The sequence below is a fragment of the Bacteroides caecigallinarum genome (assembly GCF_021531075.1).
Lineage (GTDB): Bacteria > Bacteroidota > Bacteroidia > Bacteroidales > Bacteroidaceae > Phocaeicola > Phocaeicola caecigallinarum_B.
Genome location: NZ_JADYTJ010000003.1, coordinates 1 through 12,278, shown reverse-complemented (window position 1 = coordinate 12,278; position 12,278 = coordinate 1). Strand labels below are relative to the sequence as shown.

The 12,278-nt window shown below is 41.6% G+C and carries 11 protein-coding genes and 2 tRNA genes; 8 read left to right on the top strand and 5 right to left on the bottom strand.

Annotated elements, in window-relative coordinates:
- Positions 1-105: 105 nt before the first annotated feature.
- From I6E11_RS01300 to I6E11_RS01290, 3 genes are all read right to left on the bottom strand, one after another.
- On the bottom strand, positions 106-699 hold the full coding sequence (locus I6E11_RS01300) for an HU family DNA-binding protein (RefSeq protein WP_235336034.1): 594 nt from the start codon (positions 697-699) through the stop codon (positions 106-108).
- Positions 700-959: 260 nt separating this feature from the next.
- Complete coding sequence (locus I6E11_RS01295) at positions 960-1,631, bottom strand: bifunctional 4-hydroxy-2-oxoglutarate aldolase/2-dehydro-3-deoxy-phosphogluconate aldolase (protein ID WP_154043867.1); 672 nt, start codon at positions 1,629-1,631, stop codon at positions 960-962.
- Positions 1,632-1,661: 30 nt separating this feature from the next.
- A complete protein-coding gene (locus I6E11_RS01290) occupies positions 1,662-2,684 on the bottom strand; it encodes a sugar kinase (protein ID WP_239469235.1) in 1,023 nt (340 codons plus the stop codon).
- 212 nt (positions 2,685-2,896) lie between these two features.
- Between I6E11_RS01290 and I6E11_RS01285 the strand changes: the two genes are divergently transcribed.
- From I6E11_RS01285 to I6E11_RS01270, 4 genes are all read left to right on the top strand, one after another.
- Complete coding sequence (locus tag I6E11_RS01285; RefSeq protein WP_235336033.1) at positions 2,897-3,985, top strand: LacI family DNA-binding transcriptional regulator; 1,089 nt, start codon at positions 2,897-2,899, stop codon at positions 3,983-3,985.
- A 6-nt stretch (positions 3,986-3,991) separates the two neighbouring features.
- Positions 3,992-5,293 carry a Na+/H+ antiporter NhaC family protein gene (locus I6E11_RS01280; protein WP_235336032.1) on the top strand — a complete coding sequence of 434 codons (1,302 nt, stop codon included), beginning with the start codon at positions 3,992-3,994 and terminating at the stop codon, positions 5,291-5,293.
- A gap of 119 nt (positions 5,294-5,412) precedes the next feature.
- Positions 5,413-5,486: transfer RNA gene (locus I6E11_RS01275), tRNA-Arg, on the top strand.
- Positions 5,487-5,512: 26 nt separating this feature from the next.
- Positions 5,513-5,586, top strand: a tRNA-Arg gene (locus I6E11_RS01270).
- 67 nt (positions 5,587-5,653) lie between these two features.
- On the opposite strand, the gene I6E11_RS01265 is transcribed toward I6E11_RS01270, so the two are convergent.
- Complete coding sequence (locus I6E11_RS01265) at positions 5,654-6,616, bottom strand: alpha/beta hydrolase (protein WP_235336031.1); 963 nt, start codon at positions 6,614-6,616, stop codon at positions 5,654-5,656.
- 222 nt (positions 6,617-6,838) lie between these two features.
- Complete coding sequence (locus tag I6E11_RS01260; RefSeq protein ID WP_235336030.1) at positions 6,839-7,399, bottom strand: sugar O-acetyltransferase; 561 nt, start codon at positions 7,397-7,399, stop codon at positions 6,839-6,841.
- Positions 7,400-7,555: 156 nt separating this feature from the next.
- Between I6E11_RS01260 and I6E11_RS01255 the strand changes: the two genes are divergently transcribed.
- The 4 genes from I6E11_RS01255 to I6E11_RS01240 all read left to right on the top strand — a co-directional run bounded on the left by I6E11_RS01255 (position 7,556) and on the right by I6E11_RS01240 (position 12,016).
- On the top strand, positions 7,556-8,458 hold the full coding sequence (locus I6E11_RS01255) for a helix-turn-helix domain-containing protein (protein ID WP_235336029.1): 903 nt from the start codon (positions 7,556-7,558) through the stop codon (positions 8,456-8,458).
- Positions 8,459-8,521: 63 nt separating this feature from the next.
- Positions 8,522-10,510 carry an OPT family oligopeptide transporter gene (locus I6E11_RS01250; protein ID WP_235336028.1) on the top strand — a complete coding sequence of 663 codons (1,989 nt, stop codon included), beginning with the start codon at positions 8,522-8,524 and terminating at the stop codon, positions 10,508-10,510.
- Between the two features lie 6 nt (positions 10,511-10,516).
- Positions 10,517-11,356, top strand: a complete 840-nt coding sequence (locus tag I6E11_RS01245; protein WP_235336027.1) for an alpha/beta hydrolase — start codon at positions 10,517-10,519, stop codon at positions 11,354-11,356.
- 120 nt (positions 11,357-11,476) lie between these two features.
- Complete coding sequence (locus I6E11_RS01240; protein ID WP_204401251.1) at positions 11,477-12,016, top strand: 30S ribosomal protein S16; 540 nt, start codon at positions 11,477-11,479, stop codon at positions 12,014-12,016.
- Positions 12,017-12,278: the final 262 nt, after the last annotated feature.

The window sequence follows — 12,278 nt, the reverse complement described above, 5'->3', positions numbered from 1 at the left end:
TATGAGATGCCATTGGGTAAAATCAGAACAAACATCTGATCGTTCTCACTATTTTTTGTCTTAACCATGATTATACAAATACATTTACTTGTACATGAATAAAATTTATTGTAACACATAAATAGGCATCCGCATTGTACCGATATTTTTCAACATACCTTCTTCAACAAGCAACTTTAATGTCCTTATTGATTTGGACTTGTTGAAACCTGTCAGCTTCTCGAAATCAGGACGTCGCAGGATCTGATTGTCTGTAAAATATTTTTCAATCTTTTCAGTAATTTCAGAAAGGTTCATTTTACTGGAATGACGACCGCTGTTTTTCATATGTACAAATTCCACGTTAGATAATCTTCTTGACAATTCCTTATCTGGTTGAAAACGTATTCCTTTGACTTTTATATCAGAAGATGATATATTATTAAGATTTATATCGGGAGAACATTTCAGACTAAGACTGAAATAACCTATTCCGTGCAAGTAAACAGAATAACCATTACTAAAGGCTTCAAACATTTCATCACCCAACGCTGTAAGCACAGCCTCAACGTCAGATGCCGTGACAGTACATTTTTTCTGGATACTCTCACGTAGAGTTCTTGTCGTCTCAAGTCCTTTAGTTATAACTTTAGCATGAAACTCAGGAACTTCAACACCTTCTCTTTCAGGATTTTCAAACAAATCAAACTTTATTGGCATAGTATATTATATTAGGGTTATTATTACAAATCAATAAAACATATATAACTTTAAACCGTGACACGTTCGTGTGACGACAGTTACACGAACGTGTGACTATAGTGACACCAACGTGAAACGACAGTGACACGAACGTGTGACAATAAAGATAGGATTTTTTTTGATCTAAAAAAAGAAAATCCATAAAAAAAGCACCGGCACACCTGTCGGAAACGACAAGCACACCGGTGCTCCATAAATACACCTTTTATAACCTTTTATTACTTATTTCTAGCTTCTGCTATATAGCCGAGAGCTTCAGCACATTTGTCTGTTACGTAAGCCCAGTCTTCTGCTGCAACTTTATCTTTAGGGAACAACTTAGAACCCATACCTACGCAGAATACGCCAGCCTTGATCCATGCTGTAAGGTTTTCCTTAGATGGTTCTACACCACCAGTTACCATAAGCTTAGACCATGGCATCGGAGCCATCATACCCTTAACGAAGTTAGGACCGTAAACATCGCCTGGGAATACCTTGCACAAGTCGCAACCAAGTTCCTGAGCGAAACCTACTTCAGATACAGTACCGCAACCTGGAGTGTAAGCTACAAGACGACGGTTACATACCTTAGCAATTTCAGGGTTGAACAATGGGCCTACAACAAAGCAAGCACCAAGCTGAATGTAAAGAGCTGCAGTAGCAGGATCAACTACTGAACCAACACCCATTGCCATTTCTGGACATTCTTTTGCTGCGTATTTCACTACTTCAGCGAATACTTCGTGAGCAAAGTCGCCACGGTTTGTAAATTCGAATGCACGAACACCACCGTCATAGCAAGCCTTTACAACTTTCTTTGCAACTTCTGCATCTTTGTGATAGAATACAGGAACCATACCGGTTGAACCAATCTTGTTCAATACCGCAACTTTATCGAATTTTGCCATTTTGAATATTCTTTTTAAATGATTAGACTATTAACGCTGTACACGACCGCTTGCGTCACCACCTGCAAGAGCTTCAACTTCTTCAGCAGAAACAAGGTTGAAGTCGCCGTTGATAGTATGCTTCAATGCAGAAGCAGCAACTGCGAATTCAAGAGCAGCACCCTGGTTAGGCTTAGTAAGCAATCCGTGGATAATACCACCTGAGAATGAGTCACCACCACCTACACGGTCGATGATAGGATCGATGTCGTAACGTTTTGAAGTATAGAATTCTTCGCCGTTGTAAATCATAGCTTTCCAACCGTTGTGAGTTGCAGAGAATGATTCGCGGAGAGTAGAGATTACATATTTGAATCCGAATTCCTTAGCCATTGCAGTGAAGATACCTTTGTAGCCTTCTGCATCTGTCTTACCGCCTTCTACGTCAGCGTCTGGTTTGAAACCAAGGCAAAGTTCAGCATCTTCTTCGTTACCGATACATACGTCAACATACTGCATCAAAGGACGCATAATAGACTGAGCTTTTTCCTTTGTCCAAAGTTTCTTACGGAAGTTAAGGTCAACAGAAACTGTTACACCGTGACGTTTAGCAGCCTCGCAAGCAAGTTTTGTAAGTTCGGCAGCCTTGTCAGAGATAGCAGGAGTGATACCAGACCAGTGGAACCAGTCAGCACCTTCCATGATAGCATCGAAGTCGAAATCACATGGATCAGCTTCAGCAATAGCAGAATGAGCACGGTCATAGATAACCTTACTTGGACGCATAGAAGCACCAGTTTCAAGATAGTAGATACCTACACGGTCGCCACCACGAGCGATGAAGTCTGTCTTAACACCATATTTGCGAAGTGCGTTTACAGCAGACTGTCCGATTTCGTGTTTAGGAAGTTTAGTTACGAAGTATGCATCGTGACCATAATTTGCACAGCTTACAGCTACGTTAGCTTCGCCACCACCATAAACTACATCAAATGAATCTGACTGAACGAAACGAGTATTACCCGGAGTGGATAATCTCAACATAATTTCTCCAAGTGTAACAATTTTTGCCATAATAAAATATTTTTATTGAAATAGGTTTATTTATTCTTACATATAATAAATCAAACAAATACACGCAATTGATATTGATTAAGAAATCAATTCGTGTGCGCACACAAAGGTACAACATATTTTCATAATACCAAAAAAAGTTGTAGTTTTGTATCGAAAAAATTTTATTTCAGTAATTATTCATCCCACACATATATAATATAAGGTGTAATATGCGAGAAAACAAGTCTGAAAGGATACGTATTAAAGACATAGCAATAAAGGCCGGGGTATCGGTTGGAACAGTCGACAGAGTGATTCATGGCAGGTCAGGGGTGTCGGAATCAAGCAAGAAAAAAGTTGAAGAAATCCTGAAACAGATGAACTACCAGCCTAATATGTATGCCAGTGCACTGGCTTCAAACAAGAAATATAATCTGGCTTGTCTTCTGCCGATACATACTCAGGAAGATTACTGGATAGATATTGAAGCAGGTATGGAACATGCCGTAAGTACATATAAAGATTTCAACATCAGACTAAACATTATGTACTACGACCAATATGAACCAGGTGCATTTGCCGAAGCAGGCAAAAAAATGCTTGAATCAAATCCTGATGGAGTTATTATGGCGCCAAGTTCTGAGGATGAAACAAAATCGACTACAAAGCAGTTACAGGAAAGAAACATACCTTTCATATTTATAGACTCCAACATTAAATCACTTAATCCTTTAAGTTTCTACGGACAGAGTTCGCACAGCAGTGGATATTTTGCTGCAAGAATTCTAAGTCTTATGGCAGAGCACAATGAATCTGTCGTGATTTTCCGACTTATATACGAGGGAAGACTTGGCTCAAACCAGCAAAGAAACCGCGAAAAAGGGTTTCGCGAATACATAAAGAACAATTGTCCGGGGATAAAACTTTACGAGCTTAACTTTTACGTAAAGAATCCGGAGAACAACGAGAAGATTATGGAAGAGTTCTTTGCAGAACATCCTGAGATAAACTGCGGAATAACATTCAACTCTAAAGCGTATATTATAGGCGAATATATGCAGAAAATAAACCGTAAAGGTTTTAAACTGATGGGATACGACCTTCTGAGAAGAAATGTAAAATGTCTGAAAGCAGGAACCATAGACTTCATAATAGCCCAGCAACCTACAGAACAGGGACAAAGCTGTATAGAGTGCCTGTTCGAGCATCTCATCCTTAAGAAAGAAGTAAAGCCATATAACTATATGCCGATAACACTCATCTCAAAGGAAAATATTGATTTTTATCTTGACGCACACGTCAGGACAAACAACATCTGATATATAATGAATTTAAACAGACTTACACCTATTATAAACAAACCAAGTGGAGCCGCACTTATGCCTCTTGCTGTATTTTTGTGTCTCTACCTTGTTACATCTATAATAGTGAACGACTTCTACAAGGTGCCCATCACAGTGGCATTCCTTGTTGCATCTATCTATGCAGTGGCAACAACCAAAGGGCTCAGCTTAAACGACAGGATTATACAATATTCAGCCGGAGCTGCCAACAAGAACATCATGATGATGATATGGATATTCATACTGGCAGGAGCTTTTGCCCAATCTGCCAAAGCTATGGGTGCTATAGATGCTACTGTAAATCTCACACTTCACCTTCTGCCAGACAGTCTTCTGCTTGCAGGCGTGTTTCTGGCCTCATGCTTCATCTCGCTGTCCATAGGTACTTCGGTGGGAACAATCGTAGCACTTGTTCCTGTAGCTGTAGGAATAGCAGCCAAGACAGATGTAGGAATTCCATTCATGACGGCTCTTGTAATTGGAGGAGCTTTCTTCGGCGATAATCTGTCATTCATATCAGACACCACTATAGCGGCAACAAGGACCCAGGGTTGCCAGATGAAAGACAAGTTCAAGATGAATATGCTGATAGCACTTCCTGCAGCTGTCCTGGTTTTTGCCTACTATATTTTTTATGGCAGTAATGTTGAAACCATTACTCCTGCCGCAAATATAGAATGGGGTAAAGTTATACCTTATATAATAGTGTTGGTTACAGCCGTGGCCGGAGTAAATGTCATGCTTGTACTGCTGCTTGGTATTATATCTACCGGAATAACCGGTATGGCATATGGGGCATTCGATTTCTTCGGATGGTTCGGCTCTATGGGACAGGGAATAACAGGTATGGGCGAACTTATCATCATCACATTAATGGCTGGAGGAATGCTGGAACTGATTCGTTTCAACGGAGGTGTGGACTATATACTACATAAGCTCACAAAGAAAGTCAGTGGAAAACGTGGTGCCGAATTCAGTATTGCAGCACTGGTGAGCCTGGCAAATATGTGTACCGCAAACAACACCATAGCCATAATCACCGTAGGACCGTTGGCGGCCGAGATAGCCGATGAATACAGGATTGACAAAAGAAGAAGTGCAAGTATACTTGACATTTTCTCATGCGTAATACAGGGAATAATCCCCTACGGCGCACAAATGCTGATTGCAGCCGAACTGGCATCCGTATCACCACTGAATATCATGGAATTCCTGTATTATCCTATTGTGCTATGCGTATTTGCAATACTGAGCATTATCCTGAGAATTCCCAAAACAGTGTAACACGAAAAAGGACAAAGCAGCATAGTCTGGAAGAAAACTCGGACAAAACGGCAAAAAAGAAATATAAAAAACTTGTATAATTAAAAAATAACATCTACCTTTGCACCGCAATTAAGGATGGTTCCGTAGCTCAGCTGGATAGAGCAACGCCCTTCTAAGGCGTGGGTCCTGCGTTCGAATCGCAGCGGAATCACTTAATAGCAGAAATACTACAAGGATGGTTCCGTAGCTCAGCTGGATAGAGCAACAGCCTTCTAAGCTGTGGGTCCCGCGTTCGAATCGCGGCGGAATCACGAAAAAAGAGAAAATCAAAAGGCATTGCCAACTGATTTTCTCTTTTTCGTTTTTATCACACAGTCATCATTTCATATTGTCGCGGATGAATTTCTCTATCTTGTCGAAAGGTATCACAGACATATTATCATACAAATCCACATGACTTGCTCCAGGAACAATGAGTAACTCCTTATTCTCACCCTTTAGTTTTTTGAAAGCATCTTCAGAGAAATAACGCGAATGAGCTTTCTCGCCGTGAACCAACAGTGCCGCACTTCGTATCTCACTGCTATAAGTCAGTAGCGGAGTATTAATGAATGATAACGACGAAGTAACGTTCCATCCGTTATTTGAATTAAGCGAACGTGGATGATAGCCGCGTGGAGTCTTGTAGTAAGCATAGTAATCCTTGACGAACTGAGGTGCATCTTCAGGCAACGGGTCAACCACACCACCGGCCAGGGCATATGTTCCGTTCTTGGCATCGGCAGTACGCTGTTCGTTAAGTTTCTTGCGAAGTTCATAGCGTGCATCCTCGTCCATAGAGTCGAAATATCCGTTTGCATTCACACGACTCATGTCGTACATCGTAACAGCTACCGTAGCCTTGATTCTGGTATCAATGGCAGCCGCATTCAGGGCAAATCCTCCCCATCCGCATATACCTATTATGCCCACCTTATCAGAATCGACATCCTGACGCGTCATCAGATAATCCACTGCTGCACTGAAATCCTCTGTATTGATATCAGGCGATGCCACATAACGTGGTTCTCCCCCACTCTCGCCGGTAAACGATGGGTCGAAAGCTATTGTCAGAAATCCGCGTTCTGCCATAGTCTGTGCATAAAGTCCTGACGACTGTTCCTTTACTGCACCGAAAGGACCGCTAACAGCCAATGCCGGCAGTGGAGCTTCAGCATTTTTAGGACGGTAAAGATCAGCCACAAGAGTAATGCCGAAACGGTTCTTGAACGATACACGTTCTGTTATGACTTTATCGCTTGCTGCGAAAGTCTTCTTGTCTTGAGCATTTAGATTTGTCATAGCACTTATTATTAGAATTTGAACAATTAAAAATAACTTTATCTTCATACTAACATTATTTTTAGGTTTACTTAAAACAAAATCTCACTAATTTTCAAAAAATGACAGTTTAAGATTAGCGTCACACGTTCGTGTTACACGCGTTACACCAAGGTGTTACTATAGTTACACGAACGTGTCACTATCGTTACACGAACGTGTAACGGTAATTCAGTACAAGTTTTATATTTTCTTTATGAAACGTGCAGGCACCCCACCAACTATAGTTCCCGGTTCAACATCGCTTGTCACTACTGCACCTGCAGCTATCACGGCATTATCGCCTATAGTTACACCTTGTAGAATAGTGGAGTTCGAACCTACCCATACATTCTTTCCGAGAACTATAGGAGCCGGATATGTTATTCCGCGTTCTTCAGGCTGTAACCCATGATTAAGAGTTGCAAACACCACATTATGCCCTATCTGACAACCGTCGCCAAGAGTTACCCCTCCATGATCCTGAAAATGACAGCAGGCATTTATGAAAACATTTTCTCCCACATGTATATTCTTCCCGAAATCAGAATAGAAAGGAGGAAAAACGCGCAGTGTCTCCGGCACAGCATATCCAAATAATTCTGACAATAATCCTCTTACCTCATCCGGAGAGTTATATGATGAATTAAGACGAAATGTCACACGGCGAGCCTCTTCGCTCATCTCGCCCATAAGAACACGAATTTCATCAGAATCCAATGCCTTACCGGTCTTTACATAAGATAAAAATTCATTTAAAAGCATATCGATATAATGTATATTAATTCATGATACAAAAGTACAACACACAATATTCAAAGTCTGTATACGGATTACCGCTCTTTGTACCAATATTACTGAATGTTGCTTATACGGATAATATGTATTAAATTTGCTACGAAACACTAATAATCCGCACAAATGAAACAGGAAGTTATCAAACTGGAGGAGGTCAATAGATTCAATGATATATTCGGACTAGAACAGCTGCACCCGATGGTGAGTGTGGTAGACTTGTCCAAAGCTAAAAAATGGCCTGAAACCCTCACTATAAACTATGGTGTATATGCAGTTTATCTGAAAAAAACGAAGTGTGGCGATTTGACATACGGAATGCAGGAATACGACTATGACGAAGGGACTATAGTCTGTTTTGCACCTGGACAGGTGGTTACATCGTACATGAATGCAGACACCAAGCCGGAGGGGTACGGAATACTGTTTCATCCGGACTTCATACATGGCACAACGCTGGGCAAAGACATAAAAAGGTATTCATTCTTTGCATACGACTCGAAAGAAGCTCTACATCTGTCCGAGGAAGAAAAGAAAATAATAATGGAGTGTTTCGGCAATATAGAAAGAGAAATAAGGAATAGCGAGGACAAGCACAGCCGAAGAATAATAACTGCAAACATAGGACTGATGCTTGACTACTGTCTGCGTTTCTACGACAGACAATTCCAGACAAGAGAAGTTTCTAACAAAAACGTAATAGTTCAGTTCGAACGTCTGCTTGACGATTACTTTGACAGTGAGGCTCCTGCAGAAAACGGATTGCCTACGGTGAGATACTTTGCCGAAAAGGTATTCCTTTCGCCCAACTATTTCGGCGACATGATAAGCAGGCAGACCGGAAAAACCGCATCGGAATATATACACGGCAAGGTGGTGAACAAGGCAAAGGAAAAACTGCTGTCCACACAGATGACCATGACAGAAATAGCCTACGAACTGGGGTTTCAGTATCCGCAACACCTGAGCCGATTGTTCAAAAAAGAAGTTGGATGCACGCCAAACGAATACAGAACACAAAGGTTATGAGTTTTTTTATTACTTTTGGACACGAAACGGAATAATATTAACAATATAATAACATAATCGAACATGAAAACAGAACAAGAAAAGCCGGCGGGACTACCTGAGAACGCGTTCCGTCCGCTTAAACCGGGCGAGAAATATGAACCACTCATGTCGCCCTCTAAAAATTATCCTGAAGTAAACCTATGGTCAGTTACATGGGGTATAGTAATGGCTGTTATTTTCTCGGCCGCAGCAGCCTATCTGGGACTAAAGGTAGGTCAGGTATTCGAAGCTGCAATTCCTATTGCCATCATTGCAGTAGGCGTGTCAAGCGCAACGAAACGTAAAAACGCACTGGGCGAAAACGTAATGATACAGTCTATCGGAGCATGCTCCGGAGTAATCGTTGCAGGTGCTATATTCACTCTGCCTGCACTCTATATCCTTCAGGAGAAATATCCGGAAATGACAGTGAACTTCATGCAGATGTTCATCAGTTCTCTGCTTGGAGGTGTATTGGGAATCCTTTTCCTAATTCCATTCCGTAAATATTTCGTAAAAGACAAACATGGCGAATATCCTTTCCCTGAAGCAACAGCCAGCACACAGGTTCTTGTGTCGGGCGAGAAAGGTGGCGACCAGGCTAAACCTCTTCTCATGGCAGGACTTATCGGAGGACTGTACGACTTCATAGTCGGTACCTTCGGATGGTGGAGCGAAAATTTCACAAGCCGCATCTGCAGTGCAGGAGAAATGGTGGCTGAAAAGTTCAAGCTTGTATTCAAAATCAATACCGGAGCGGCCGTACTGGGTTTGGGATATATCGTAGGTCTGAAATATGCAGCAATAATATGTGCAGGTTCGCTGGTGGTATGGTTCGTTATCGTACCGGGATTTGCACTGGTATTCGGCGATCAGGTTCTCAACACTTGGAATCCGAACATAGCTACAGCAGTCAAGGACATGTCGCCTGAAATGATATTCAGCGAATATGCCAAGAGTATAGGTATCGGTGGTATCGCAATGGCCGGTATCATAGGTATAGTACGTTCATGGGGTATAATAAAGGGTGCCGTAAGTCTTGCTGCAAAAGAAATGGGTGGCAAGAAAGCCGAAGGCAATGTGGAACGTACACAGAAAGATATCTCAATGAAGATTATAGCATTCGGCTCTATCTTTACATTGCTGCTCGTTCTGCTATTCTTTTACTTCGACGTTATGCAGGGTAATGTGCTTCACACTGTAGTTGCACTTCTGCTCGTAGCAGGTATTGCATTCCTCTTCACTACAGTAGCTGCAAATGCTATAGCCATTGTAGGAACAAACCCTGTTTCAGGTATGACGCTCATGACTCTTATCCTTGCATCGGTAATCATGGTAGCCGTAGGTCTGAACGGAGCTACAGGTATGGTTGCAGCACTTGTTATGGGTGGTGTGGTATGTACGGCTCTGTCAATGGCAGGTGGTTTTATCACCGACCTCAAGATAGGTTACTGGCTCGGTAGCACACCTAAAAAACAGGAGACATGGAAATTCCTCGGAACACTGGTTTCCGCTGCTACAGTGGGCGGCGTAATCATGGTGCTGAATGATTCATACGGATTTACAAGCGGACAGCTAGCCGCACCTCAAGCAAACGCAATGGCTGCTGTTATCGACCCTCTCATGAACGGTGTAGGCGCTCCTTGGGCACTTTACGGAGCAGGCGCTGTCTTGGCAATTGTTCTTACATACTTCAAGGTTCCTGCACTGGCATTCGCTTTGGGTATGTTCATACCATTGGAACTTAACCTTCCTCTTCTTGTGGGTGGTGCAATAAACTGGTACGTGACAACAAGAAGCAAAGACGAATCTATCAATCAGGAACGCGGCGAAAAAGGAACATTGCTTGCTTCGGGTTTCATTGCCGGAGGTGCACTGATGGGAGTAGTAAGCGCAGTGATGAGATATTGCGATATCAACCTTATCAACGAATCATGGCTGGCTAATCCTATGAGCCAGGTTGTTGCACTCGTTGCATACGCACTCCTTATTATATATCTGGTGAAAGCAAGTATGTCAATCAAAAAATAAACGGTTATGAAAAGAAATATATTTATTATGAGTTTCATAATGCTGACATCAATATTATGCGCACAGAAGCCAATCGAAATCAAGCTTTGGCCTAATGGTGCTCCAAACGATAATGGAATAAAGGAACAGAAGGAAAACGGACCTGTATATGTGGCAGAACCGACTCTTTATGTTTATCCGGCTGAAAATCCTAATGGAATGGCTATCGTGGCATGTCCGGGTGGAGGATACTACCATCTTGCCACTGCACACGAGGGACATGATATGGCAGCCTGGTTCAACAGTCTTGGAATAACCTATTCCGTTCTTATCTACCGTATGCCTAACGGCAACAACGAAGTTCCTCTGAGCGATGCCCATCAGGCTATCAGAATAATGCGCGAAAATGCAGAGAAATGGAATTTCTCGAAACTAGGTATCATGGGTTCTTCTGCCGGAGGACATCTCGCCAGCACCGTAGCAACTCATTTCGATGAGGCTACAAGACCTGACTTCCAGATACTATTCTATCCTGTAATCACTATGGACAAGAGATATACTCACATGGGGTCAAGAAATAATCTGTTAGGAAACAATCCAGATGAAAAGCTTGTAGAACTGTACTGCAATGAAAAACAGGTTACCGCACAAACTCCGCCGGCATTCATCATGCACAGCAGCGACGACAAGACAGTGCCTGTGGAAAACAGTATCAACTACTATATGTCGCTTGTAAAGAACGGAGTTTCTGCCTCGCTCCATACATATCCTATAGGAGGACACGGATGGGGATTTCGCGACAACTTCATCTATAAGAGACAATGGACTGGAGAACTTGAAAAATGGTTGAGAGAATTAAACAAATAAATATACAGAAAATTATCCCAACTATTTGTAAAACAAAAGAAAAGCAGTATCTTTGCAGCCGCTATTACGAGATAATAGCATAATTCAAATCATTAACATTAAAAATTTAACGTTTAAAAAATGGCAACTAAAATCAGATTGCAGAGAAACGGACGCAAAGGTTATGCGTTCTATTCAATTGTTATTGCAGACGCAAGAGCACCACGTGATGGTAGATTTACTGAGAAAATTGGTACTTACAACCCAAATACCAATCCTGCCACAGTAGATTTGAATTTTGAACGTGCATTGCACTGGGTATTGGTAGGTGCACAGCCTACAGACACAGTTCGCAACATCCTTTCTAAAGAAGGTGTTTACATGAAGAAACACTTACTTGGTGGCGTTGCAAAAGGTGCATTCGATGAAGCTCAGGCTGAAGCTAAGTTCAACGCTTGGAAAGAAAACAAGCAGAACGGTCTTGCTGCTTTGAAAGCAAAACAGGAAGAAGCTAAGAAAGCTGAAGCAAAAGCACGTCTTGAAGCTGAAAAGAAAGTAAACGAAGAAATCGCTAAGAAAGTAGCTGAAAAGAAAGCTGCTGAAGCTGCTGCTAAAGCTGAAGCTGAAGCTGCTACAGAAGAACCAGCTGCTGAAGCAACTGAAGCTCCTGCAGAAGCTTAATTCTTACTTTTTTAAGGAATTAAATAGAGACTATCTTAATTTTATTGAGATGGTCTCTATTTTTTTTCATTCCATACTGAATTTTCTATCATTATCAGTTAACTGAAATCACAGAACAACATAGCAGTATCTATCTTTAAAGACAATTCTGAGATATCAATCTATCATAGAAATATCCATCCTCTATCTTTCATACCCAACCTAAGAGCTTTCTATTCATAACAAACAGACTCCTTAAACAATATTATTTCAAGTGTAAATT

Coding starts and splice junctions, on each gene's coding strand:
- I6E11_RS01260 (WP_235336030.1), bottom strand. CDS start 7,399: ATGCTTTTAAATGAATTTTTATCTTATGTAAAGACCGGTAAGGCATTG.
- I6E11_RS01240 (WP_204401251.1), top strand. CDS start 11,477: ATGGCAACTAAAATCAGATTGCAGAGAAACGGACGCAAAGGTTATGCG.
- I6E11_RS01255 (WP_235336029.1), top strand. CDS start 7,556: ATGAAACAGGAAGTTATCAAACTGGAGGAGGTCAATAGATTCAATGAT.
- I6E11_RS01285 (WP_235336033.1), top strand. CDS start 2,897: ATGCGAGAAAACAAGTCTGAAAGGATACGTATTAAAGACATAGCAATA.
- I6E11_RS01265 (WP_235336031.1), bottom strand. CDS start 6,616: ATGACAAATCTAAATGCTCAAGACAAGAAGACTTTCGCAGCAAGCGAT.
- I6E11_RS01290 (WP_239469235.1), bottom strand. CDS start 2,684: ATGGCAAAAATTGTTACACTTGGAGAAATTATGTTGAGATTATCCACT.
- I6E11_RS01280 (WP_235336032.1), top strand. CDS start 3,992: ATGAATTTAAACAGACTTACACCTATTATAAACAAACCAAGTGGAGCC.
- I6E11_RS01245 (WP_235336027.1), top strand. CDS start 10,517: ATGAAAAGAAATATATTTATTATGAGTTTCATAATGCTGACATCAATA.
- I6E11_RS01295 (WP_154043867.1), bottom strand. CDS start 1,631: ATGGCAAAATTCGATAAAGTTGCGGTATTGAACAAGATTGGTTCAACC.
- I6E11_RS01300 (WP_235336034.1), bottom strand. CDS start 699: ATGCCAATAAAGTTTGATTTGTTTGAAAATCCTGAAAGAGAAGGTGTT.
- I6E11_RS01250 (WP_235336028.1), top strand. CDS start 8,522: ATGAAAACAGAACAAGAAAAGCCGGCGGGACTACCTGAGAACGCGTTC.